The sequence below is a fragment of the Microbacterium sp. STRO-1N genome (genome assembly GCF_057748015.1).
Genome location: NZ_CM173234.1, coordinates 1,232,542 through 1,255,393, shown reverse-complemented (window position 1 = coordinate 1,255,393; position 22,852 = coordinate 1,232,542). Strand labels below are relative to the sequence as shown.

Here is a 22,852-nt window from a genome sequence, read left to right as displayed (position 1 = left end):
GAGCGGCGGATCATCCGCTGACGAACGACGCGTAGCGGCCGAGCGCTGCCAATACCTCCTGTTCGGGGATATCGTCCAGGAGCTCGACCGTCGGATGCTCGGTGTGCCGTCCGAGCGCCGTCGACTGCCGCCACGTGCCGACGATCTGTCCCTCGGCCAGCAGGATCGGCCGGACCATGCCGTTCTTGCCCGGGCCGACTTCGGCGAAGCGCTCGGCGGGACCTGCGATCGAGCGGTCGGCATAGGAGATGTAGTACTCCTCGAACGAGGCGAGCGCTTGGACGTCTGGGACGGCGCGGCGTCGTGGACGTGTCGGCGCCTGGAACACGCCGTCGTCGATCTCATCCACCCGATCGGCTGCGGCGGCGGCCGCCGCCCGTGATGCCGTGAGGGTGAGCCCGGACCACCACGCGAAGTCCGCGACCGTCGCCGGCCCATGACCGTCGATGTACCGCGCGAACAGTTCGGCCGCGGGGTCGGCCGGTGCGTGAGCGTCGGGGATGTGCTCCTCCACCAGCACGAAGCGCTGCTCCCGGCTGACGCCATCGGCTCGCGCGACGACCGGCCCCTGGCAGATGATGCCGCGCATCGCCAGGTGGCCGACGGCGTGCGCTCCGCGCTGCCCTGCCGGGTCGACGCCGACACGGGAGAGGACCTCGAACAATTCGGCGCGGGTCAGCGCGTTGCCGCCGCGCAGCGCCGCTCGCACGGCGCGCTCGACGCCGGCCAGCACCTCGATGTCGAGGCCGAGTTCGCGATACCGAGGTGCAGCGGACTGCAGCTGACGCGCAGCGGTCACCTGCAGCATCCACCCGAAGTCGCGGGCCGGGACGATGTGCAGCGTGCCGCGCTGCGTCCACGCCCGTACGAGCGTCCCGTCATCGAAGAGCGCGTCGACCTGTGTGATCGTCGGTGCTCCTCGTGTACGGGAGGCCAGAGCCCAGCGCCCACCCCAGAACTCCTGGCTCTGCACCGCGAGCATGTGGCTCGCGGCCTCGGCGAGACTCGGCGCCGGGGCGGTCAACAGGTGCGAGCGCAGTCGCTCGGTGCGCAGCTGTGCGGTCGTGGTCACGGTGACATCTTCGCGGATGCCGGGGACACTCGACCGCTCGACACGGAGCCGCACCGCGGGAGAAAGCGGTTTCAGCGATACACTGACCGGACACGGACCGTCGCCCGACTCGCGGCTCGGTCGGGAAGGACACGGCAGTGGTGCGACGGTCGAGTGCGACGACGATCAGCTCGGTCGCGCAAGCAGCCGGCGTCTCGCCGGCGACGGTGTCGCGGGTCATGAACGGACGATTCTTCGGGGAACCGGAGATCGCGGATCGGGTGCGCGCCGCGGCCAGGGAGCTGGACTACTCCCCCAATCACCTGGCGCGCAGCTTCGCCATGGGCCAGACGAACGCGATCGCTTTCCTCGTGCCCGATTTGGCGAACCCGACGTTCCAGGCCGTCCTGACCAGCCTCAGCAAGGCAGCGGCCGAAGACGGGTATCGAGTTCTCGTCGCCGACTCCGCTGAATCGGCTGAGGACGAACCGCAGCTCGCCGCGGAGGTCAGGAACCGATGCGACGCGCTGGTGCTGTGCGCACCGAGAATGTCTGAGGAGGCGCTCGGGAACGCCACGTCAACGCTCGGACCGGTGGTGCTCCTGAACAGATCGAGCCCGGCGTCCTCCGCCCCCACGCTGACCGTCGACTCGCGTGCTGGGTTCGAGCGTCTGGCTCATCACCTGTACGCGCTGGGCCACCGCCGTTTCGCCTACGTCGAGGGGCCGGAGGGACCTGCGAACGAGAACAGACTGCGTGGAATCGGCGATCTCCAACGGGACGTGGATGGACTCCGGCTCGAACGCGTGCGAGGCGGCACGAGCAGCCAGGCCGGGCTCGAAGCAGTCGATGACGTCGTCGCCACCGGTGCCACAGCCGTGCTGGCGTTCAACGATCTCGTCGCCATCGGCCTCGTGCACGGGTTGACCAAGCGCGGTGTTCGGGTGCCTGAGGACATGTCGATCACGGGGTTCGACGACATTCCGTTCGCGCGCTTCATGACTCCCGCGCTCACGACCGCATCCGTTCCCCACGAGTCCCTCGGCACCCTCGCGTGGAACCGGATGCGCACCCTGATCGAGGGCGGAACGCCCGATCACGACGTGAAGTTCCAGCCACGGCTGGAACTTCGCGAATCGACCGGACCATGCCCCCGTTGACACCGGACGAGAGCCCGGCGGCCGTGCACCTCGAACAGATCCAGATTCGCGATCCGTTCGTGCTGCGCGTTCCGGACGGCTATTGGCTGTACGGCAGCACCGATCCGAACATCTGGGATGGGCCCGCCGTCGGGTTCGACACGTATTGGAGCCCCGATCTGGTGAACTGGTCGGGACCCGTCGCCGCATTCCGGCCCGACGCCGACTTCTGGTCGCGCACCCAGTACTGGGCTCCCGAGGTGCACCGGCATCTCGACGCCTACTATTTGTTCGCGACGTTCACGGCTCCAGGCCATCGTCGTGGCACGCAGGTGCTCCGCTCCGAACATCCACAAGGGCCGTTTCTGCCCTGGTCCGATGGACCCCTCACGCCGCCCGCATGGGAGTGCCTGGACGGGACACTGCACGTGGAGAACGGCATCCCGTATCTCGTCTTCTGCCGCGAGTGGAAGGACATCGGCGACGGTGAGATCCTCGCGGTCGCCTTGAGCGGTGACCTCCGCGAGGCCGTCAGCGATCCGGTCATGCTGTTCCGCGCCTCCGAGGCTTCGTGGTCGAGGTCGATTCCGCGGCCGGAGTTCCCGTCGGTGCACGTCACCGATGGACCGTCGCTGCACCGCACCGCAGATGGTCGTCTGCTGATGCTGTGGTCGAGCTTCGGCGATGTCGGGTACGCCCTGGGCGTCGCCACGTCCGCCACGGGGGACATCTTCGGGCCGTGGTCGCAGTCGCCCGAACCTCTCTGGCCCGCCGATGGCGGCCACGGCATGATCTTCACCGCTGCCGATGGGGCACTGCTTCTCGCGCTGCATTCGCCGAATCGGACACCGCACGAGCGCGCGCACTTCTTTCCGCTCGAAGAGACACCGGACGGTCTGCGCCTGCGGGACTGAGCCCCGCACCGCCGGTGGTCAATCGAACGCGGGCGGCACGAAGCTCATGCGACGGTGCGCGGCGATCGTGTATCCGTCGAGTTCGACGCGCTCGTTCGGCGCCAGCTCGAGTGCGAGAGCACGGCCGCCGTTCATGAGGTCGCCTGCGACCGGGGCGGATGCGAGGTTCACCACACCGCGCACGACCCCGTCCTCGTCGGTCATCACACGCCATCCACGGGGAAAGGAGAACGCGGCGGCTCCGTCCCGATACACCTCGACGCGCTCGTCGTCCGCGGTCAGCTCCCAGGCGCCGGCGGCGGTCCTTCGCGACACTGCCACGGCCGATGCGGCTGCATCGTGGCCGATACGAGTCGGCGACAGCCCAGAGAACCAGACATCGCCGTCCGGAGAGGGAAGGATGCCGAACCATCGCTCGACGGCGTCGAGAAGCCACAGGATCGACGGAGAGTATCCCTCAGCGAAGCCGGCGTCACCCGACCACGGATCCAGGCACTGTGGGAAGCGGTCGGCGACCGCGAGAGCGGCCAGCACCGGCTGGGCGGCGAGCGCGAGCTCCGCGGGATGACCGTGATGCTCGAAAGCGTCCGACGCGCGCAACAGCGCGAGGAAGTTCACCGGGCCACCCCAGGAGTTCCGTGTCGCGTCATGGTCGAAACGAGGATCATCCATCGCGATCGAGGTGAATCCGTAGTGCGCCAGGAACTTCCTCGTGTTCAGCAGATAACGGCGAAGGCATTCGACGAAGAACTCCTCGTCCCCGACTTCGCAGGCCAGCACTCTGAGCAGGACATCGGACTGGATCCGAACGCGGCGAGCGTGCCGATCGAGGTCGTAGAAGAAGCCGTCCTCGTCGTCGAAGCACTGCGCCCACAGTGCATCCAGACTCCGACGCGCCGCGTTCCGCCATGGCCCGGGGTCTTCGCCGAGCTCCTCGGCGATCTGCGCGAGATACGCGCGCTGGCAGGCGACATTGGCCGTCAGGTCCGGGGCGATGTACGGCAGCGTCGGCGACTGCGGATCGCAGTGGCGTGCGTCGGATCGGTACGCACGCTCGGGAGCGAACCAGAATCGGGGCGACAGATCGTGACCGGTGTCGTACGTGCAGAAGGCCTCGACGGCTCCGGTGCCACGGGTGTCGCGATAACGCGCGAGCCAGTCGTCGTTGCGCACCATCGCCTCGTACATCGTGCGCAGGAACCCACGATCACGGCCCGTCGCGAGATAGTGACGCCACACGACGCGGGCGAACGGCGTCACGATCTGAATCTGGCTGAAGGCCGGTCCGTCGGCAGTGATCTTGTAGGGCAGCAGGCCGTCTTCGCGCTGATGCTCGGCGAAGGCGACCACGGAGTTCGTCGCGACACGAGGCGCCCACCGTCGCACGACGTCGGCGCTGATGGATCCGGTGCTCTCGATCCAGGCACCAGGGTAGCCGCCTCCCTCACGGAGCACGTCCCGGCCGTCCGATCCCGGGCCGATGCAGGCAGCGAGTTCCGTCAGCGCTGCGTGCCACCGCTCCTCCAGCGGTCCTCCGATGGCGGCGAAGCGGATCCCTGCCGCTCCGACGCCCTCGGCCAGCGCGGTTCCGGCGATTCCGGCTCGTGAGACCGGATCGCTCACGCGCATTCTCTGCAGCGCGGCGTCACGAGCCGTCATCGCCGTCTCCCCGAGGCCGAGGTCATTCCAGTGCCGCACCGAGTTCGGCGACCCACTGCTCGCCCGCCTGCTGCGGCGTCGCCCGATCGAAGAGAACGTCCGCTTCCATGCGCTGGGACAGCTCGTTCATGATCGACCCGCCGGCCGGCTGCGGTGGGGCGACCACCCCGCTTTCGAGGACCACATCGACGTACTCGGCGGCGACCTGGCTCGGTCCCTCCAGAAGAGGCGCGACGACAGCGAGCGTGTCGGGGTTGAAGGGCACGCCGCGCGTGTCCAGGATCAGTTCCGCGGCCGCCGGCTCGTTGAGGAACCAGTCCACGAGCAGTGCTGCGGCCTCCGGATGCTTCGTCGCGGCGTTGATCGACCAGAACGCCGACGGCAGCAGCGCGACACCAGTCGTGTCCGTGGAGGTGGGCGGCAGAGCGATCTGCACATCATCGCCAGCCGCACCGTAGACGTTCATCAGGTTGCTGTAGCCGAACGTGATCGCAGCCTGGCCGAGTGTGAACAGTTGCTGGTCCGGCGGGAGCGCGACCCCGGATGTCACGACCGACGGGTCGGGCATGCCGCCGCCATCCGACAGCTCCTTCTCGATCTCGTAGAGCCCGGCGATCTGCTCGGCATCCACACCGAGCTGACCGTCCCAGTCGTACATGCCGACCTCGCTGACCTGGCCGGCGTAGGTGCCGATGATGTCCGCGATGCGCATGTCGACGCCGTAGATCGGCTGCCCGCCCGCGGTCGTGAGGCCGGCCGAGCCGATCGTGTTGGCCGCTTCGACGAGGTCGTCCCAGGTCCAGCCCTCCTCGGGCAGCGGCACGCCGGCCTGCTCGAACACATCCACGTTGATGAACGCGGCCGTGGCGTTTCCGCCAGTCGGCAGGCCGTACAAGGTGTCGTCGACGATGGAGTTGGTGAGCGAGAAGTCCGGATACTGCGAATAGTCGAGGACTTCGCTGACCGTGGCGAGGTCGAGGAGCGCACCGAGCTCTCCGTACTCCTGCGGCTTGGCGCCGCCGAGCGCGAACACGTCGGGCGCGGTGTCTCCCCCGCCGGCGAAGTCCGTGGCCAGACGGTTGAACAGGTCATCGGGCGAGCCGACCGGCGTCTGCGTCACGCTGACATTCGGGTATTCGTCTTCGAACATCGTGATGACCTCATCGAAGAGCGCCGCGCGAGCGTCGTCGCCCCACCAGGACATCTCGAGTTCGATCTCCTCTTCGGGATCGAATCCGCTGCCCGTCGTTCCGGCGTCTGCCGAGCACCCGCTCAGTGCAAGAGCGGAAACCGCCGCGATGGATCCGAAGGTCAGTACGGTCGTGCGAGACCGGGTGATACGCGTCATTGCGCCTCTTTCGATAGGGCGGGGGTGGTCCGCCGGAGGGAAGGGTCAAGGCCGATCAGCGGTGAAACCGCTTTCTCGAAAACTAGCATCGCCCACCAAAGCTGTCAACGATCGAGTTTCTCGAGGGTCGGCCCATCTTCGATCGAGTTGCCGCTGGCACCGAGAATTCGGGACTTGACTTCCAGATCAGTCGGTGTGAATAATCATCCTGGTCGTGAAACCGCTTTCTCTTGAAGCGCCTCACGCAGGACAAGGAGGTCGAATGAGCAGTCTCGGCGAGTTGCGCACCATCACCCGCGTCAAACGCGGGCAGGGCGTGCGCTTCAGAGAGAAATTCCCCGACAACAGAGCGGCGCTGGTCTTCCTGCTGCCGTGGCTGATCGGGATGCTGGGACTCACCATCGGACCGATCGTGGCGTCCCTGTATCTGTCCTTCACCGACTACAACCTGCTTCAGCCCCCGTCCTGGTCAGGCGTCGAGAACTTCGTGCAGATGTTCTCGGATGCACGGTTCTGGAACTCGTTCCGCGTCACCGTCGAGTACGTGCTCATCGGCGTGCCGCTGCAGCTCATCCTCGCGCTCGCGCTCGCGGTGCTGCTGGACAAGGGGATGCGCGGGCTGCCGTTCTACCGTTCGATCTTCTATCTCCCGTCGCTGCTCGGCGGTTCGGTCGCGATCGCGATCCTCTGGCGTCAGGTGTTCGGCAAGGACGGCCTGGTGAACGGCGTCCTCGCGTGGTTCGGCATCGACGGCCCTGGATGGATCGGGCATCCGGATTTCGCACTCGGCACGCTCATCGTGCTGAACGTCTGGACGTTCGGCTCCCCTCTCGTCATCTTTCTGGCTGGGCTCCGCCAGATCCCGGCGATGTACTACGAGGCCGCGTCCATGGATGGAGCCGGTCGGATCCGGCAGTTCCGCTCGATCACGTTCCCGCTGTTGACCCCGGTCATCTTCTTCAACCTGGTGCTGCAGCTGATCTTCGCCTTCCAATCGTTCACCCAGGCATACGTGGTCTCAGGGGGAACCGGCGGACCCAGCGACTCCACGATGTTCTTCACCCTCCTGCTGTACAAGGAGGCCTTCACCGAACTCGACATGGGCTACGCGTCGGCGATGGCCTGGTTCCTCCTGGTCGTGATCGCCGCGTTCACCGCCTTCAATTTCTGGCTCTCCAAGTACTGGGTGTTCTATGACGACTGAAACCGAGACCCTCATCCGCCCCGCCGACGCCGCACCCGTGCGCCGTCGGCGCCCAGGACAGCGCAGCGCACCGTGGGGCTCCGTTTTCAAGCACATCGTGCTTGTGCTCCTGTGCATCGTCATGGTGTATCCGCTCATCTGGCTCGTCGCCTCCAGCTTCAAGCCGAATGACGAGATCTTCCGCGACCTGAGCATCTTCACCACGAACCTCACCGCGGAGAACTACGTCAACGGCTGGAACGATCTGCAGCACCCGTTCGGGCTGTTCCTGCTCAACTCCGCGATCATCGCGTTCGGGGCGATCCTGGGCAATCTGCTGTCCTGCTCGTTGGCCGCATACGCGTTCGCACGGATGCGGTTCCGATTCCGCAACCTCGCCTTCGCGCTCATGCTCGGCTCGATCATGCTGCCCTTCCAGGTGCTGCTCGTGCCGCAGTTCATCATCTACAAGGAACTGGGCTGGCTGAACACGTTCCTGCCGCTGATCGCTCCGAAGTTCCTGGCCACCGAGGCCTTCTTCGTCTTCCTGATGGTCCAGTTCATCCGCGGCCTGCCCAAGGAGCTGTTCGAGGCCGCGCGCATCGATGGCGCAGGTCACGCGCGCAGCTACTTCCAGATCACACTGCCGCTGATCGTCCCGGCGCTGGCCACGACCGCGATCTTCACCTTCATCTGGACCTGGGGCGACTTCTTCGGCCCGCTGATCTATCTGCGGCTGCCAGAGCTCTTCCCTGCTTCCCTGGCCCTCAAGGGATTCCTGGATGCGCAGTCCAGTTCGGACTACGGCTCGATGTTCGCGATGAGCGTGGTGTCGCTCGTGCCGCTCTTCCTCGTCTTCTTGTTCGGGCAGCGGTTCCTCATCAAGGGCGCCGCGACCAGCGGCATCAAATGAACGCCGCGATCGATTCATCGGAGGGATCAGGAATGGGCAGAGTGCGATACGCGCTGATCGGCACGGGGTCAAGAGCACAGATGTACCTGGAGGCTCTGGCAGGGGCCCACGCGGACGCGGGCGAACTCGTGGCGGTCTCCGACACGAACCCGGGGCGCATCGATTGGTCTCTGAACCGCCACCCCGCGCTCGGTGCCCCACGACGGTTCGAACCGGCTGAGCTTGCTTCGGTCACCCGCGAACTCGACATCGACAGGGTCATCATCACGTCCCCGGACTCCACGCACGCGGATCTGATCGTCCGCGCGGTGGATGCCGGCGCGGACGTCGTCGTGGAGAAGCCGCTGACGACGACCGAAGATGGCGTCCGGCAGATCACCGATGCCGTCGAACGAACCGGGAAGAACGTGACCCTCACGTTCAACTACCGGTACTCGCCGCGCAACAGCGCTCTGAAGCAGCTGATCTCCTCCGGAGAGATCGGCGAGGTCACCAGCGTTCATTTCGAATGGGTGCTGGACACCGGCCATGGTGCGGACTACTTCCGCCGCTGGCATAGGGACAAGTCGCAGTCAGGCGGCCTGCTGATCCACAAGGCCAGTCATCACTTCGATCTCGTGAACTGGTGGATAGACGACACACCGACCCGCGTGTTCGCCTCTGGCGGCCTGCGGTTCTACGGAGCCGAAAACGCCCCCCGGCTCGGCGTCGGGCCGAGACCAGTTCGCGGCACGACCGATCCCCCGCTGCGGGACCGCTTCAGCCTCGATCTGCGCACGGACGACGTCTGGCGCGGTCTCTATCTGGAACAGGAGCATCTCGACGGCTACCTGCGCGATCGAGATGTCTTCGATGAGGGGATCACCATCGAGGACAATCTCTCCCTGGTCGTGGACTACGCGCGCGGAAGCACCATGTCGTACTCACTGAACGCTCACGCACCGTGGGAGGGATACGCGGTCGCCGTCAACGGGACCCGAGGGCGCGCAGAGCTGACGGTCGTCGAGCGCGGATCCGTACTGGTGGACGAGGAGGGCAGGACGGTCGTCGATCCGAGCGCGCGTCCCGATCTCATCGCCGACGACCTGGCACGCCCGGTCTCCGAGCGCCTGGTCGTGCAGCAGCACTTCTCCACGGCGCGCGAGGTGCCGATCCCCGGCGGCAGCGGCGGGCACGGCGGAGGGGATGCCATGCTGCTGCGCGACGTGTTCGTGGGTGGCGATGACGATCCGCTCGGTCGAACCGCGGACTGGACCGACGGGGTGCGCAGCATGGTGGTGGGGCTCGCGGGCAATCGGTCTCTGGAGACCGGGCAGGCAGTCAGCATCAGCGAGTTGGACCTGGGGGATGCGCAGGAGGCGGTCGCTCGGCGCTGACAGCGTTTCGCTCAGCTCAGAGCGCTGATCGCGTCCCGCAGTATGCCGCCCGCCTCGGCCAGCGCGTGAGCAGCAGCCGAGGCATCCGCTCCGGTCGCCAGCAGCAGCAGGGCGAGCTTGACCGAGCCGTCGGCCAGGCCGAGAGCCTCCGCGGCCTCCTCGATCCCGACGCCGGCCAGCTGCGCCACCGTCCGGACGCTGCGCACGCGCAGCTTCTCGTTCGTCGCCTGCAGGTCGACCATGACACCGCGATAGGTCTTGCCGAGCTTGATCATCGAGAGCGTGGTGAGCATGTTCACGACGAGCTTCTGCGCGGTGCCCGACTTCAGTCTCGTCGAGCCGGAGATGAATTCCGGTCCGGTGACGACCTCGATCGCGATCTCCGCGGCCGCGCCGATCGCGGAGTCGGCGTTCGCCGCGATCGCCACGGTCAGCGCGCCGACCTCACGCGCGTGCACGAGTCCGCTCACGACGTACGGCGTCCGTCCGGATGCCGAGATCCCGACGACGGTGTCCCCCGGCGCCAGCGACAGACGCTCGAGATCGGCGATCGCCGCCTCCTCATCGTCCTCGGCATCCTCGACAGCGGATCGGATGGCCTGCTCGCCGCCGGCGATCACGCCGACGACCATCGACGGGTCGGTGCCGAACGTCGGCGGGCATTCACTGGCGTCCAGGACGCCGATGCGCCCCGCGGTGCCCGCTCCGATGTAGATCAGCCGTCCTCCGCGACGGAAGCGCTCGGTGATGCCGTCGACCGCGAGCGCGATCTGCTCGCCTTGAGCGGCCACGGCCTCCGGCACGCGACGATCCTCGGTGTTCATGGCGCGCACGAGGTCGATCGTGTCGAGCAGATCGAGATCGCCGCGGTCGGCGGTCTGCGCCTCGGTGGTCAGTCCGGACAGCTCGGCGAGCAGCGCGGCGAAACGGGAGGAGTCATCCAGCACGGTGCAGATACCTTTCGTGGGGCAGATCGGTGCGCGCCGCCAGCAGCAGCGCGCCGTCGAGGGCGTCGCCCCGCGCCGGGACGATCGTCCGGGCGGCGGCGGAGAGGGCCGATTCGAGGGCCTCGCGGAACCAGGCATGCTCGGTGAGCCCGCCGTGGAGGGCGACGTCGGTCGTCGATGAGGATGCCGCGGCAGCGGATGCCGTGAGCAGCCGCACCGCGTCGCCGGCGATGCCGCGTGCGACGGGATCCTCGCTCTCCGCGGCATCCAGGACCATCGGCGCGAAGGTCGCCAGGCGGCGCGCGATGGGCGTGGGACCGGCCAGCCAGGAGTGCACGTCCGTGTCGGGGGCGATGTGCGCCCGCAACGCGTCGGCGAGGACGGTGGCCGATCCGAGTCCGGCGTCCGCCTGCAGGACTGCACGGATGCCTTCGCGGCCGAGCCATGAGCCGCTGCCGAGATCACCGAGTTCCGGCCCCCAGCCGTCGACCAGGCGCACGCCGTCCTCGTCCACCCCGAGAGCGGCCGCCCCGGTGCCGGCGACGAGCAGCACTCCTGCGCCGCCGCCGAGCGCTCCGGCGTGGGCGGTGACGACGTCCGAGGCGACGAGCACCGGCGCCGCAACGCGGGCAGCGAGCTCGCCGGCGAGGCGCTGAGCGGCAACCGGTGCGGCCCAGGCGCCTGCAGCGCCCACGCCGAGGGCGTCGACAGTGCCGCCGGCGGCCTCCAGCAGCGGCAGGATCGCTGCCAGCGCGGCATCCACTCCGCCGGGCGCGGCGAGCCCAGGGGCGCCGTCGCCGTCGAGGCGGAGCGGCGTCGACGCGTCCGTGATGACGAGTCGACACCGTGTCTTGCCGAGGTCGATGGCCGCTGTGCGCATGAAAATAGTCTACATTTCCCTTGACAGAGGTGTAACGAACTTTCAGCCAGGACCGGCGCCGAGGAGACCCATGAGCATTCAGACCCGCATCGACGCGGCGTCCCCGTCGCTGTCCCCCGCGCTGCACCGCATCGCCGAGGAGATCCGTCGCGACCCCGCACTCGTGACGCGTCTGTCGATCACCGAGCTCGCCCAGCGCTGCGAGACGTCCGTCGCGTCCGTGGTGCGCTTCTGCCGCGCCGTCGGCGCGACCGGCTACGCCGAACTGCGCATCTCGCTGGCCTCCGAGATCGGACGGGAATCGGCCCAGTTCTCGCAGCGCACCGGCTTCGGCTCCGAGATCGGGGTCGACGACACGCTGCCCGAGATCGCCGCCACCATGGCATCGCTCGAAGTGCTCGCGATCGAGGAGACGATCGCGGGGCTCGACTTCGCGATCCTGAGCGCGGTCGTCGACGCGATCGACGCGGCCGACCGCATCCTGCTGTTCGGCATCGGCGCGAGCCACTTCACCGCCGCGGATCTCGGCCACAAGCTCCTGCGCGTCGGGCGCAACGCCCTGGTGCTCTCGGACGCGCACGAGGCCGTGAGCGCGGCGGTGCTGTCGAGCCCCCGCACGGTCGCGATCGGGTTCTCGCACCTCGGCACGACCGTCGAGACGCTGCGGTTCATCGAAACCGCGAAAGCGGCGGGTGCGACCACCGTCGGTGTGACGTCGGCGCAGGACTCGCGCTTCGCGCAGACCGTCGAGCACGCGTTGTTCACGGCCGTGCGAGAGCCGGCGTTCCGCGCGGGGGCGATGGTGAGCAGGATCGCGCAGCTCGCGGTCGTCGACTGCCTGTTCCTCGGTGTCGCCCAGCGCCGCTACGACGACACGGTCGACGCCCTGCGGCGCACGCACGCCGCGACGCGGGGCCTGCGCTGACGCGTCAGACGGCGAGCGCCTCGGACGTCGCGGCGGCATCCGCCACCGGCATCCCGACGCTGGCCGTGCGCAGGAACACGATGATCCAACTGAAGATGAGCACGGCGGCGATCAGTTCCACGGCCGTCAGGTTGTAGTAGCCCGTCGCGAAGAACACACCCAGCATCGCGATCACCGCGACGTAGATGTAGCCGAGGACGACGAAGACTCGGGAGATCGTCGGCAGCAGCCACGGCAGTCCGATCACGACGGCGGCGAACGCGACGGCCATCCCCGTCGCCACCGTGTTGTGCACGAGGAAGAACTCGTCGACCGGGAAGATTCCGACGCAGGCGAGGAAGAGACCGATGAGCGCCATCGCGATCCGCACGAGACGTCGTCCTCGCTGCTGCTCCCGTGTGGCGACGGGCAGCTGCGCTGTCGCGTACCGGCCGATCGTGGTGACGATGATGCCGGCGACGATGAGCGTGCCGTTGAAGATCCATGCCGACGCGTTGCTCGACATCCCCAGCGCAGACAGGTTGTCCTGCCACCAGAGCGGGTCGGTGGCAGTCAGCATGCTCGCGAACGCGCCGACCACGAGGAAGATCGCGAGCACGAGCGACAGCGACATCGGCGTGAGCGTCGCGGCGCTGAGATAGCAGACATAGGCGGTCAGCGCGAAGGCGACCGCGACGAGGATCGCGCCGGGGAACGCGAACACCGGAGCGCCGGTGAAGCTCCGCGACAGTAGTACTGCGATGCCCTCCCACCCGAGCAGAGCGGTCACGGCGTAGGCGAGCGCGATCGCCGCGCTCTCGTACCAGCGCACATGCACATCGGCCAGGGCGAGCCCGTCGGCGCGCACGACCGGTCGCTCGCCGCGGGAGCGCACGCCGATGCGCGCCAGCAGGACGGCGAGGATCGCCACGACGGCACCGCCGATGGACGCGTACGTCCCGATCGAACCAGGGCCGGTGATCTCGAGCGTGCGTCCCCAGAAGACGACCCACGAGATCGGGAAGGCGATGACGAAGAACCCGGCGCCGACGAGCAGAGCGACGGCCTCGAGCGAGATGGCGGTCTCCCCCGGCCGCCGGACGAATCGGCTCAGCCAGAGGGGAACGCGAGTCGCGTCGGCAGTGTGCATGCCATCACGATAGAGCCTGCCGCGGCTCGACGATGTCACGCCGTCGGCTGCAGGCCCTGATCCTCTTCGCGCACGGTCCCTTTGAAGGACCACGGGAAGTCGATCCACAGATCGGTGTCCTTCCAGGCGTAGTCCGGCTGGATGATCGTGGAAGGCTTGGTGTAGATGGTGACCGAGCGCACCTCGGCGCCGATGTCCACCAGCAGGTGCGCTGCCAGGGCGAGTGTGCGGCCGGAGTCGGCGACGTCGTCGACGAGCAGCACGCGGCGGCCGACCAGGTACGCCATGTCCAGCTCCGGCGGCAGCACCTCGGGCGTGTCCAGGACGGTGCCGATGCCGGTGTAGAACTCGACGTTGATGGCGCCGCAGTTCTTGGCACCGAGTCCGTACGCGATCGCGCCGGCGGGCAGCAGACCGCCGCGGGCGATCGCGACGACCACCTCTGGTTCGAATCCGCTCTCGACGATCCGCCTGGCGAGTTCACGCGTCGCCTCACCGAACCCATCCCAGGTGAGCTTCTCGCGTTCGATCGCAGCGTCAGTCACTGTCGTCCCCCTCATAGCCGAAGCACTCACTCTAACCGCGTCACTTCGACCGACACGAACAGCTCCGACCCGCTCGGTCCCGCGTACACGCCGCGCAACGGAGCCACATCGCCGTAATCGCGTCCGTGCCCGACGTACACGTGCGATTCGCCGATCTCCATGAGATTCGTCGGATCGTATCCGCGCCACTCATCCGCGAACCACTCGACCCACGCGTGGGACTCCCCGATCACGGGCTGGCCGACGGGGGCCGCAGCATCCGGATGCAGATAGCCGGAGACGTACCGGGCGGGGATGCCTGCGGCGCGGAGCACGCCGAGTGCGACATGCGCGATGTCCTGACAGACGCCGGAGCGCGTCGGCCACGCGTCGCGCGCCGTCGAGTTCACCCCTGTGACGCCGCTGCGGTACTCCATGTCCTTGCCGATCGTGCGGCAGATCTCGCGCGCCGTGACATCCGGCGAGGCGCCAGCCGCGCGCATCCTGACCGCCATGGCGAGCATCTCGTCGTCCGGATCGGTCGCCGGAGTCTGCTCGAGGAACTCCGCGAGCTCGAGCGATGTCGGGACGCGGGCCGCGAGCTCGTCCCACCCGAAATCGACCTCGGCGAGCGCGGCCGGTCGCACATCCACGACGCTCGTCGCCGTGACGGCGAGTTCCTGGTGCGGGGTGAGCACCTCGAAGGTCGACACCCTCGTGTCGAAGTGGTCGACGTACGAGTGCTGAGTCGCAGCCGGCGAGATCTCCAACGACGCCTGCAGCACGAACTGCCCTTCGCGCGAATGCGGCAGCATCCGCGCCTCGTTGTACGACGCCGTCGCCGGCGCGTCGTACGCGAACCCCGTGCGGTGCACGATGCGCAGGCGGCTCACAGCGCCTCCCCGATCCAGACCGGCATCGCGATCGAGGGGAAGTAGCGCTCCCTGATCGCATCACTCGCCATCGAGACGCCCACCTGGACCTCCTCCATGCTCTCGGACAGCTGCCGCACGATGTCTCCGATCGGCCGATACTCCAGTTCGGAACGCAGCCGTCCCAGCACCCGTTGCGCTCGGTCGACGCTGCCGAACGCGACGGCGGGGTCGATGCCGCGCAGGCACTCCTCGGCCTGCAGGACGCTGGAGAGCACCGACCGGGGGAACAGCCGATCGACGAGCAGGAACTCCACCGCCGATGCCGCCGTCGGCACTGCTCTGTGGCTGCGCAGGTGCGCCTCATACGCGCCGCAGCTGCGCAGCAGCGTCGTCCAACTGGGCCCACCGGCCTCGGTGAGCGAGCGCGTCGCGAGCAGGCGTGCCGTCATATCGGCGCGTTCGATCGCACGTCCGAGCGAGAAGAAGTGCCACGCCTCGTCGCGGCTGGTCGACGAGTCCACGACGCCGAACGCGAGCGCTGATCGGTCGCGCACCCACCGGAAGAACGGGTGCGTGCGATCCGACGCCACACGCCTCGGCATCCTGGCGTTCGTCTCATTCAGGGTCTCCCACAGATCGGTCGAGATGATCTCTCTCGCCCGCCTCGCGTTCTCGCGCGCGGAGGCGACGGAGTGCGCGATGGATGCCGCGTGCTCACGGTCCAGCGCCAGCACGCTCACCACGTCGTCCCGACCGAGCACCCGGCCCGAGTCGACCGTCGTGCCCATCACGGACAGCAGCGCACGGCAGGCGGTGTCCTCGTCGACCCACGGGTCCTCGAGCAGCAGCTGCAGGTGCACATCGAGGATGCGGGCCGTGCCGTCGCCCCGTTCCACGTACCGGCCGATCCAGAACAGCGCCTCGGCGATGCGACTCAGCATGGCGGCACCTCCCGGGCCTGTTGCTGCTGCTGTTGCTGCTGCTGGTGGTGACGCCGTTCGAGGTCCTCGTCCTGCGGCGATGACCGGAACGGCGTGTGCGGTTCGTCTCTGAGCCCACCGACGACGGAGATCGCCCCCGTCGCGAGCGAGACCTCATCGGATGCCGCGTCGACGCCGGCCACGATCGAGGTCGGCGCGGTGAGCAGCGACGGATCCAGCACCCAGGTGTCCTTCGACCCTCCGCCCTGGCTAGAATTCACGACCAGCTGCCCCTCCGGCAGCGCCACCCTGGTGAGGCCCCCTGGGAGCACCCAGACGCCATCGCCGTCGTTCACCGCGAACGGGCGCAGGTCGGCATGGCGGGGGCGGAAGCCGTCCTCGACGAGCGTCGGAATCGTGGAGAGCTGAACGACCGGCTGCGCGATCCATCCCCTCGGGTCGGCCCGAAGAGAGCGACGCAGCTCGTCCAGAGTCTTCTTCGAGGCATCCGGCCCCACGACCAGCCCCTTGCCGCCCGACCCGTCCACGGGTTTGACGACGAGTTCGTCCAGGCGGTCGAGCACTTCCTCGAGAGCATCCGGGTCCTCCAGGCGCCACGTGTCGACATTCGGGATGAGCGGCTCCTCCCCCAGGTAGTAGCGGATCAGCTCGGGCACATATGTATAGACGAGCTTGTCGTCGGCGACCCCGTTGCCGACGGCATTCGCGATCGTGACATTGCCCAGGCGGGCGGCGAGCATGAGACCGGGTGCTCCGAGCACGGAGTCCGGGCGGAAGTGCTGCGGATCGAGGAACTCGTCATCGACGCGGCGGTAGATGACGTCGACCCTCGTCGGGCCGGCCGTGGTGCGCATCCAGACGCGGCCGCCGGAGCAGAACAGGTCGCGCCCTTCCACGAGTTCGACGCCCATCATCCGTGCCAGCAGCGTGTGCTCGTAGTACGCGGAGTTGTGCACTCCGGGCGTCAGCACCACGACGGTCGGATGTTCGATGCCGTGCGGTGCCGCGGCGCGCAGCGCCTGCAGCAGCCGACTCGGATAGTCCACCACCGGGCGCACCCGCAGGCTCGTGAACAACTCGGGCAGCGTCTGCGCCATCACCTGCCGGTTCGCGAGCACGTAGCTGACGCCGCTGGGCACCCGTACGTTGTCCTCGAGCACCCGCCACGCCCCTGCTTCGTCGCGGATGACGTCGATGCCCGCGACATGGATGCGCACGCCGTTGGCTCCGACGATCCCGGCCGCCGCACGGTGGAAGTGCGACGACGAGCTGATCAGCGATGCCGGGATGACGCCGTCACGCACGGCGGCGCGCGGACCGTACACGTCGGCGAGGAACGCCTCGAGCGCCTTCACGCGCTGCACGACGCCGGCCTCGACGTACGACCAGTCGTCCGCGGCGATCACCCGCGGGACGACGTCGAGCGGGAAGGGCCGCTCCTCGCCGGCGAAGTCGAACGTCACGCCCTGCGCGAGATAGGAGCTCGCGAGCGCCTCGGTCCTCGCGCGCAGCTCCGCGTCGTCCATCCGCGCCAGCGCCGGGTACATGTCGCGGTACGAGGCGCGGACCTCGGCACCGCCCGGTACCGCGCCGGCGGGGAACATCTCATCCCACGGCGCGGTCCCCTGTCGGACCCGGCCCGTGGCATATCCGGTGAACAGCGACTCCATGAGGGCATGTTTCCGTGCGACGGTTTCGCCGACGTTACGGCATCGCGTCGTACGCGCGTCGGAGATAAGCTCATGGTGTCCGGCATCCGACGCCGGTGCCCGAAAAAGGGGCACGAAGCCCGCAGCGAAGACGCGGCGGGGCGAGACACATACGGAACCTCGCTCTCCGTCCGTGTCGAAAGGTCTTCGCATGCCCACCGTGTCCGCTCACGTCGCCCTCACTCTCGCCCAGCACATCGACGCCGTCTTCGGCGTGATGGGCAACGGGAACGCCTACTTCCTCGATGCCATCGAGACGCGGACCTCAGCCGTCTTCACGGCCGTACGGCACGAGCAGGGCGCCGTCGTCGCCGCGGACGCGCACTATCGCGCGTCAGGGCGGATCGCCGCCGGAACAGCCACGTACGGCGCAGGCTTCACGAACACCCTGACCGCGCTGGCGGAGTCCGTCCAGGCGCGGATCCCGCTCGTCCTCGTGGTCGGTGACGAACCGACGTCCGGCCCTCGCCCCTGGGACGTCGACCAGATCGCGCTCGCCTCCGCCGTCGGAGCCCGGACCTATACGGTCGGACGCACGGATGCCGCGGCCACCACCGTCATCGCCATCGAGCACGCGCTGAAGTACCGCGTCCCCGTCGTGCTGGCGATCCCGTACGACGTCGCGGCGCTGGAGGTCTCATCGTCGTCGGATGCCGGCGAGCTCCGGCTGCCGGAGCCGCTCGCACCGGCCGGCGCGTTCGCCGACGGGATGCTGGACGAGATCGCCTCAGCGCTGCGCGACGCCGAGCGGCCGATCCTGCTGGCGGGGCGCGGGGCCTGGCTCGCCGACGCCGGCGAGGCACTGGGACGACTCGCGGATGAGACCGGTGCCCTCACGGCATCCACCGCCCTCGGGCGAGGGATCTTCCCGCGGGGCGAGTTCGATCTGGGCGTGACGGGCGGATTCGGAGCCGACGGCGCCATGGAGCTCGTGGCGCAGGCGGATGTCGCCGTCGTGTTCGGCGCATCGCTGAACCAGTTCACGATGCGCTTCGGCGCCCTCTTCTCCCCCGGCGCCCGGGTCTACCAGGTCGATGTCGCGCCGGCGGCGACGCACGCGCACGTCGGCGGTTTCGTCCGCGGCGATGCGCGGTTGGTGGCAGAGGAGCTGGTGGCACGCGTGGCCGCGGCGCACGCTTCTCGCAGAACGACACGGATCTCGCAGGATTCCGGTGAATTCCTGCGAGATGCGCGCGATTCTGCGAGATCCGCGTCGGCGCTGTCGTGGCGCGAATCGGTCGACATGACCGCCGCTCGAGCCTACGCGTCCGGCGACGACCTCGCCCCGGACGGCCGCCTCGACCCTCGTTCGGCCGCACGCCGGATCGCCGAACTGCTTCCCGAGGACCGTGTGGTCGTCTCGGACGGCGGTCACTTCATCGGCTGGGCGAACATGTACTGGCCCGTGGCGTCGCCCGATCGCATGATGATGGTCGGCACCGCCTTCCAGGCGATCGGCCAGGGCTGGCCCAGCGTCGTCGGCGCCGCGCTCGCGCGTCCGGAGGCCACGATCGTGCTCACCTCCGGCGACGGCGGCGGCCTCATGGCGATCGCGGATCTCGAGTCCGCTGTCCGCGCCGCCGGCGGGCGCGGCTGCGCCGTGGTCTGGAACGACGCCGCGTACGGCGCAGAGGTGAATCTCTACGGGTTGAAGGGCCTCGCCGAGGAGCCCATGCGCATCCCCGAGGTGGATTTCGCCGCGTTCGCCGTGGCCGTCGGAGCCGAGGGCGTCGTCGTGCGCACGCTGGCCGACCTCGATCGGCTCGGTTCGTGGGCGGCAGAGGATGCCGCGTCCCGGCACTTCCTGCTGCTGGACCTGCGCATCTCGGGCGACGTGATCGCGCCGTACCAGCAGGAGATCATCCGCGTGAACTCCTGAGCGGCTCAGATCCAGCCATTGTCCTGCGCGATGCGCACGGCCTGTGCGCGGTTCGCGGCCCCGGTCTTGCCGATCGCCGACGAGAGGTGATTGCGCACGGTCCCGACGGAGAGGAACACCTCCGACGCGATCGCCGCGGCCGACCGACCGTCCGCCGCGAGCCGCAGCACCTGGCGTTCGCGTTCGCTGAGCGGGCTCGCCCCGGTGAACAGGCTCTCCTCGGCGAGCACCGGATCGAGGACGCGCTGCCCCGCGTGCACCCGGCGGACGGCGTCGGCGAGCTGCTCGGCAGGGGTGTCCTTCACGACGAACCCGCTGGCCCCGGCATCCAGAGCCTGGCGCAGGTAGCCGGGCCGTGCGAAGGTCGTGACGATCAGCACCCGCGTGGCGGGGCCGGCCTCCCGGATCCTTCGGGTCGCGTCGATACCGTCGGTGCCCGGCATCTGGATGTCCATCAGACAGACATCAGGTGCGTGCTCGCGCACCAGCCGCACGGCCTCGTCGCCGTCCGCTGCGGCGCCGACGACCACGAGGTCTCCCTCGAGCTCGAGCAGTGCGGCGAGGGCGCCGCGGACCAGGGCCTGGTCGTCGGCGATCACCAATCGGATGCTGTCGCTCACCATGTCACCTCCACCACCGTGCCGCCGGCCGGGTCGTCGTCGAGCCGGAACTGCGCCCCGGATGCCGCTGCGCGTTCGCGCATGCCTCGGACGCCGTTGCCCTCGCGGTCGCCGCGCCCCCGACCGTCGTCCGCGATGGACAGGTGCCCTGCGGCGACGCGCACTCGGACGCGGGATGCTTCGGCATGGCGCAGCACGTTGGTCGTGGCCTCGCGGAGGATCCAGGTCGCGGTGAGCGCCTGCGCCGGTGACAGCGCAGCCGGGTCGCCGTCCACCGCGAGCTCGACGCCCGCCGCGCGCAGCGCCTCTCCGCTCGCGGCGAGCTGCTCGTCCAGTGTGACCGTCCGCGCGCCGGACACCGTCGCTCTGACACCGGCGATCGCCTCGGCTGTGAGGGACTCGATGTCGGCGAGTTCGGCCTTGGCCCGCTCGGGATCGGAGTCGATCAGGCGCCTCGCGAGCTGGGACTTCAGGCCCACGACGGTCAGCGAGTGCCCGATCAGGTCGTGCACGTCGCGCGCCACGGCTTCGCGTCCCTCGCTCGTAGCGAGTTCGAGCCCGAGCTGCTCGGCTTCGGCTGAGCGCCTGATCAGTGACGTCGACACGGTGTTCATGACGGCGAGCAGGGCGATGATGATGAGGACGGTGACGAAGCCGATGCCGCCGGGGGCGAGGAAGACGAACAGGGCCGCGATGATGAGGGACGCGGAGGACGTGATCCAGTGCCAGGTGCGAGTCAGGCCGAAAGCGGCGAACGACATGATGAACGGCAGGAAGCTCAGCGCGGCGCCGCCGTCGGCGGGGACCGAGAGCAGGGCGCAGACGATCAGCCCCACATAGAACAGCCACGGTGCCGCTCCGACCGGTGAACCGATCGGGGTGTCGCTGCGCACGCCGCGGACGGCCCCGACGACGTACAGCACGATGAACAGCGCGAGCGCGACCCAGCCGACGACGATCCATCCCGACGCCGCCTCGGACCGCACCAGCGCCACCACCGGGTAGATCAGGAAGACCAGCCAGATGAGGGCCATCACCACGGAGAAGCGCTCCCACGGATTCTTCGCCGCGTCGGGTCTCTCACTGGTCACGGTTCACACCCTGCCATGTCAGCGGCGCGAACGCGCGCGACGCACGCCGGCGAACACCAGCAGCACGAAAACCAGCAACCATGCGGCGATGTTCAGCAGAACAGCCCACAGCGGATCGCTCTGCCCCGTGGTCAGGGCGCCGTCCGTGAGAGGCCAGCGGCTCAGCGCGACGTACCCGTACAGCGGCGTGAAGCGGGCGATGTCGAGCATGACGCCGTTCAGCGGCATGAACACGTTGCCGAAGAAGGCGAAGAACGTCAGCGAGATCGATGCCAGTGCCGCCGCCGAATCGGAGTTGAAGAACAGGCCGACCCCCAGGCCGTAGAGCCCGTACATCAGGCCGACTCCGAGGATGATCCCGGCGCACGCCGCCCAGCGCCAGACGTCGTCGGCTTCGGCGCCGGTGAGCAGGCCCGCCGTGAAGACCGCGACCACGGCGAGCGCGGCGAAGGCCACGGCCGTGATCAGCTTGGTCGCCGCGTATCCGGCGGTGCTGAGCGGGGTCATGGCGAGCTGACGCCCCCAGCCCTGCTTCGCCTCGGCTGCGGCGAGCGAGGTCAGCGAGCTCATGGCGACGGCCGTGCCGTAGGCCGCCATCGACACCATCACGTAGAAGGAGACGTTCCCGTGTCCGGCGGACTGACCACCGTAGGCGGCAGCTCCTCCGAACAGCAGGTACATCACCACCGGCATCGTCAGCGTGAACGCGAGCGTGTAGGGGTTGCGCAACTGGCGGACGCCCTCGATGCGCAGCATGGTCGGTGAGATCAGCATGGTCAGTCCTCCGTGAGGGCCGTGAAGGCGGTTTCGAGGGTGGGGGCCGTGATCTCCAGATCACGGGCTCCGGCGGCGAGCAGCATCCCCGCGATGGCGTCGGAATCGAGCGCGCGCAGGCTCACGCGATCGGCGTCACGGCGCAGTTCGGCGACGCCGTCGCGCTCGTGCAGTGTCGCGAGGACGGTGTCCGCGGCATCCGCGTCGGTCGGCAAGGTGGCGGAGACGAGCCTGGCTCCGAGACCGGCGCGCAGTTGGGCTGTCGGCGCGTCGGCGACCACCCTGCCGCGGTGCATGACGACGGTGCGATGGGCGAACTGCTCGGCCTCTTCGAGGTAGTGCGTGGCGAAGACGATGGTGCGGCCGGCCGCGGCATCCGATCGCATGACGTCCCAGAAGTGGCGGCGGGCCGTCACGTCCATGCCGGCGGTGGGCTCGTCGAGGACGAGGATCTCGGGGTCGGCCACGAGCGCGAGCGCGAACTTGATGCGCTGCTGCTCGCCGCCGGAGCACTTCGCCACGCGGCGGCGGGCGAGACCGGTGAGATCGGCGCGCTCGAGCACCTCGGGCACGCGGGTCAGGGCCGCGCGGCCGTGCAGGGATGCGACCAGGCTCACGGTCTCGCGGACAGTGAGGTCCGACAGCAGTCCACCGGTCTGGAGCACGGCGGCGATGGCGCCGCGCGCCGTCGCCTGGTCCGGACGCTCGCCGAGCACGCGGACGGTGCCCTCGCTCGGGTCGGACAGTCCCATGAGCATGTCGAGAGTGGTCGTCTTTCCGGCGCCGTTCGGGCCGAGCAGCGCGACGACCTCGCCGCGCGAGATCGTGAGAGCGACGTCGTCGACCGCCTGGACGCGGCGGGCGCCGTGGCCGAAGTGGCGACGGACGCCGGCGAGATCGATGACCGCATCGGTGGTCGTGCGGGTCGGCGCCGGCTGCGCCTGAGTGATCGTGTGCATGCTTCCAGCGTGGCCG

The 22,852-nt window shown here is 68.7% G+C and carries 21 protein-coding genes; 7 read left to right on the top strand and 14 right to left on the bottom strand.

What is annotated here, in order from left to right; translation table 11 throughout:
- Nucleotides 1-10: 10 nt before the first annotated feature.
- On the bottom strand, nt 11-1,072 hold the full coding sequence (locus AC3ANJ_RS05795) for a winged helix DNA-binding domain-containing protein (RefSeq protein WP_488318651.1): 1,062 nt from the start codon (nt 1,070-1,072) through the stop codon (nt 11-13).
- Between the two features lie 137 nt (nt 1,073-1,209).
- Between AC3ANJ_RS05795 and AC3ANJ_RS05790 the strand changes: the two genes are divergently transcribed.
- Nucleotides 1,210-2,211, top strand: a complete 1,002-nt coding sequence (locus AC3ANJ_RS05790; protein WP_488318650.1) for a LacI family DNA-binding transcriptional regulator — start codon at nt 1,210-1,212, stop codon at nt 2,209-2,211.
- Nucleotides 2,199-3,104, top strand: coding sequence for a glycoside hydrolase family 43 protein (locus AC3ANJ_RS05785; RefSeq protein WP_488318649.1), 906 nt, complete (start codon nt 2,199-2,201; stop codon nt 3,102-3,104). Before AC3ANJ_RS05790 ends, AC3ANJ_RS05785 begins: the two co-directional genes overlap by 13 nt.
- 18 nt (nt 3,105-3,122) lie before the next feature.
- Here the strand turns inward: AC3ANJ_RS05785 and AC3ANJ_RS05780 are convergent, their stop codons facing one another.
- Together AC3ANJ_RS05780 and AC3ANJ_RS05775 are read right to left on the bottom strand one after the other, a co-directional pair.
- Nucleotides 3,123-4,763 carry an MGH1-like glycoside hydrolase domain-containing protein gene (locus AC3ANJ_RS05780; RefSeq protein WP_488318648.1) on the bottom strand — a complete coding sequence of 547 codons (1,641 nt, stop codon included), beginning with the start codon at nt 4,761-4,763 and terminating at the stop codon, nt 3,123-3,125.
- A gap of 22 nt (nt 4,764-4,785) precedes the next feature.
- On the bottom strand, nt 4,786-6,111 hold the full coding sequence (locus AC3ANJ_RS05775) for an ABC transporter substrate-binding protein (RefSeq protein WP_488318647.1): 1,326 nt from the start codon (nt 6,109-6,111) through the stop codon (nt 4,786-4,788).
- Between the two features lie 262 nt (nt 6,112-6,373).
- On the opposite strand from AC3ANJ_RS05775, the gene AC3ANJ_RS05770 reads away from it, so the two are divergent.
- From AC3ANJ_RS05770 to AC3ANJ_RS05760, 3 genes are read left to right on the top strand one after another with little or no spacing between them, the layout of a single operon-like run.
- Nucleotides 6,374-7,315 (top strand): carbohydrate ABC transporter permease, encoded by a 942-nt coding sequence (locus AC3ANJ_RS05770; protein ID WP_406246101.1) that lies wholly within the window; start codon nt 6,374-6,376, stop codon nt 7,313-7,315.
- Nucleotides 7,305-8,207 (top strand): carbohydrate ABC transporter permease, encoded by a 903-nt coding sequence (locus AC3ANJ_RS05765; RefSeq protein ID WP_488318646.1) that lies wholly within the window; start codon nt 7,305-7,307, stop codon nt 8,205-8,207. Before AC3ANJ_RS05770 ends, AC3ANJ_RS05765 begins: the two co-directional genes overlap by 11 nt.
- A gap of 32 nt (nt 8,208-8,239) precedes the next feature.
- Complete coding sequence (locus AC3ANJ_RS05760) at nt 8,240-9,583, top strand: Gfo/Idh/MocA family protein (protein WP_488318645.1); 1,344 nt, start codon at nt 8,240-8,242, stop codon at nt 9,581-9,583.
- Nucleotides 9,584-9,594: 11 nt separating this feature from the next.
- Here AC3ANJ_RS05760 and murQ read toward each other — a convergent pair whose 3' ends face one another.
- A complete protein-coding gene (gene murQ, locus AC3ANJ_RS05755) occupies nt 9,595-10,530 on the bottom strand; it encodes an N-acetylmuramic acid 6-phosphate etherase (protein ID WP_488318644.1) in 936 nt (311 codons plus the stop codon).
- The gene (locus AC3ANJ_RS05750) at nt 10,520-11,410 is read right to left on the bottom strand and encodes a BadF/BadG/BcrA/BcrD ATPase family protein (RefSeq protein ID WP_488318643.1); all 891 of its coding nucleotides are present in this window, start codon (nt 11,408-11,410) and stop codon (nt 10,520-10,522) included. The genes murQ and AC3ANJ_RS05750 overlap by 11 nt, the downstream gene beginning before the upstream one ends.
- Nucleotides 11,411-11,480: 70 nt before the next feature.
- Here AC3ANJ_RS05750 and AC3ANJ_RS05745 point away from each other — a divergent pair, with 70 nt between their 5' ends.
- Complete coding sequence (locus AC3ANJ_RS05745) at nt 11,481-12,335, top strand: MurR/RpiR family transcriptional regulator (RefSeq protein WP_488318642.1); 855 nt, start codon at nt 11,481-11,483, stop codon at nt 12,333-12,335.
- Between the two features lie 4 nt (nt 12,336-12,339).
- Here AC3ANJ_RS05745 and AC3ANJ_RS05740 read toward each other — a convergent pair whose 3' ends face one another.
- The 5 genes from AC3ANJ_RS05740 to AC3ANJ_RS05720 are packed head-to-tail and all read right to left on the bottom strand — an operon-like array spanning nt 12,340 to nt 17,474.
- Nucleotides 12,340-13,464 carry a DUF998 domain-containing protein gene (locus tag AC3ANJ_RS05740; RefSeq protein WP_488318641.1) on the bottom strand — a complete coding sequence of 375 codons (1,125 nt, stop codon included), beginning with the start codon at nt 13,462-13,464 and terminating at the stop codon, nt 12,340-12,342.
- 35 nt (nt 13,465-13,499) lie between these two features.
- On the bottom strand, nt 13,500-14,024 hold the full coding sequence (locus AC3ANJ_RS05735; protein WP_488318640.1) for a phosphoribosyltransferase: 525 nt from the start codon (nt 14,022-14,024) through the stop codon (nt 13,500-13,502).
- 11 nt (nt 14,025-14,035) lie between these two features.
- Nucleotides 14,036-14,881 carry a transglutaminase family protein gene (locus tag AC3ANJ_RS05730; protein WP_488318639.1) on the bottom strand — a complete coding sequence of 282 codons (846 nt, stop codon included), beginning with the start codon at nt 14,879-14,881 and terminating at the stop codon, nt 14,036-14,038.
- Entirely contained in the window at nt 14,878-15,804 is a 927-nt protein-coding gene (locus AC3ANJ_RS05725; protein WP_488318638.1) for an alpha-E domain-containing protein, read from the bottom strand. Before AC3ANJ_RS05725 ends, AC3ANJ_RS05730 begins: the two co-directional genes overlap by 4 nt.
- Entirely contained in the window at nt 15,798-17,474 is a 1,677-nt protein-coding gene (locus tag AC3ANJ_RS05720) for a circularly permuted type 2 ATP-grasp protein (protein ID WP_488318637.1), read from the bottom strand. The genes AC3ANJ_RS05725 and AC3ANJ_RS05720 overlap by 7 nt, the downstream gene beginning before the upstream one ends.
- A 190-nt stretch (nt 17,475-17,664) precedes the next feature.
- Between AC3ANJ_RS05720 and AC3ANJ_RS05715 the strand changes: the two genes are divergently transcribed.
- The gene (locus AC3ANJ_RS05715; protein ID WP_488318636.1) at nt 17,665-19,392 is read left to right on the top strand and encodes a thiamine pyrophosphate-binding protein; all 1,728 of its coding nucleotides are present in this window, start codon (nt 17,665-17,667) and stop codon (nt 19,390-19,392) included.
- A 5-nt stretch (nt 19,393-19,397) separates the two neighbouring features.
- Here the strand turns inward: AC3ANJ_RS05715 and AC3ANJ_RS05710 are convergent, their stop codons facing one another.
- Genes AC3ANJ_RS05710 through AC3ANJ_RS05695 form a run of 4 tightly spaced genes read right to left on the bottom strand, consistent with a single transcriptional unit; the run spans nt 19,398 to nt 22,836 of the window.
- A complete protein-coding gene (locus AC3ANJ_RS05710) occupies nt 19,398-20,015 on the bottom strand; it encodes a response regulator (RefSeq protein WP_488318635.1) in 618 nt (205 codons plus the stop codon).
- Nucleotides 20,009-21,103, bottom strand: a complete 1,095-nt coding sequence (locus AC3ANJ_RS05705) for a sensor histidine kinase (RefSeq protein WP_488318634.1) — start codon at nt 21,101-21,103, stop codon at nt 20,009-20,011. Before AC3ANJ_RS05705 ends, AC3ANJ_RS05710 begins: the two co-directional genes overlap by 7 nt.
- A gap of 18 nt (nt 21,104-21,121) precedes the next feature.
- Complete coding sequence (locus AC3ANJ_RS05700; protein ID WP_488318633.1) at nt 21,122-21,877, bottom strand: ABC transporter permease; 756 nt, start codon at nt 21,875-21,877, stop codon at nt 21,122-21,124.
- A gap of 2 nt (nt 21,878-21,879) precedes the next feature.
- The gene (locus AC3ANJ_RS05695; RefSeq protein ID WP_488318632.1) at nt 21,880-22,836 is read right to left on the bottom strand and encodes an ABC transporter ATP-binding protein; all 957 of its coding nucleotides are present in this window, start codon (nt 22,834-22,836) and stop codon (nt 21,880-21,882) included.
- Between the last annotated feature and the right edge of the window lie 16 nt (nt 22,837-22,852).

Bases quoted from the DNA above. Each gene is read 5' to 3' on its own strand.
- AC3ANJ_RS05770 (WP_406246101.1), top strand. From the start codon at position 6,374: ATGAGCAGTCTCGGCGAGTTGCGCACCATCACCCGCGTCAAACGCGGG.
- AC3ANJ_RS05765 (WP_488318646.1), top strand. From the start codon at position 7,305: ATGACGACTGAAACCGAGACCCTCATCCGCCCCGCCGACGCCGCACCC.
- AC3ANJ_RS05745 (WP_488318642.1), top strand. From the start codon at position 11,481: ATGAGCATTCAGACCCGCATCGACGCGGCGTCCCCGTCGCTGTCCCCC.
- AC3ANJ_RS05780 (WP_488318648.1), bottom strand. From the start codon at position 4,763: ATGACGGCTCGTGACGCCGCGCTGCAGAGAATGCGCGTGAGCGATCCG.
- AC3ANJ_RS05775 (WP_488318647.1), bottom strand. From the start codon at position 6,111: ATGACGCGTATCACCCGGTCTCGCACGACCGTACTGACCTTCGGATCC.
- AC3ANJ_RS05740 (WP_488318641.1), bottom strand. From the start codon at position 13,464: ATGCACACTGCCGACGCGACTCGCGTTCCCCTCTGGCTGAGCCGATTC.
- AC3ANJ_RS05715 (WP_488318636.1), top strand. From the start codon at position 17,665: ATGCCCACCGTGTCCGCTCACGTCGCCCTCACTCTCGCCCAGCACATC.
- AC3ANJ_RS05750 (WP_488318643.1), bottom strand. From the start codon at position 11,410: ATGCGCACAGCGGCCATCGACCTCGGCAAGACACGGTGTCGACTCGTC.
- AC3ANJ_RS05695 (WP_488318632.1), bottom strand. From the start codon at position 22,836: ATGCACACGATCACTCAGGCGCAGCCGGCGCCGACCCGCACGACCACC.
- AC3ANJ_RS05720 (WP_488318637.1), bottom strand. From the start codon at position 17,474: ATGGAGTCGCTGTTCACCGGATATGCCACGGGCCGGGTCCGACAGGGG.
- AC3ANJ_RS05710 (WP_488318635.1), bottom strand. From the start codon at position 20,015: ATGGTGAGCGACAGCATCCGATTGGTGATCGCCGACGACCAGGCCCTG.
- AC3ANJ_RS05760 (WP_488318645.1), top strand. From the start codon at position 8,240: ATGGGCAGAGTGCGATACGCGCTGATCGGCACGGGGTCAAGAGCACAG.
- AC3ANJ_RS05785 (WP_488318649.1), top strand. From the start codon at position 2,199: ATGCCCCCGTTGACACCGGACGAGAGCCCGGCGGCCGTGCACCTCGAA.
- AC3ANJ_RS05700 (WP_488318633.1), bottom strand. From the start codon at position 21,877: ATGCTGATCTCACCGACCATGCTGCGCATCGAGGGCGTCCGCCAGTTG.
- AC3ANJ_RS05735 (WP_488318640.1), bottom strand. From the start codon at position 14,024: ATGAGGGGGACGACAGTGACTGACGCTGCGATCGAACGCGAGAAGCTC.
- AC3ANJ_RS05725 (WP_488318638.1), bottom strand. From the start codon at position 15,804: ATGCTGAGTCGCATCGCCGAGGCGCTGTTCTGGATCGGCCGGTACGTG.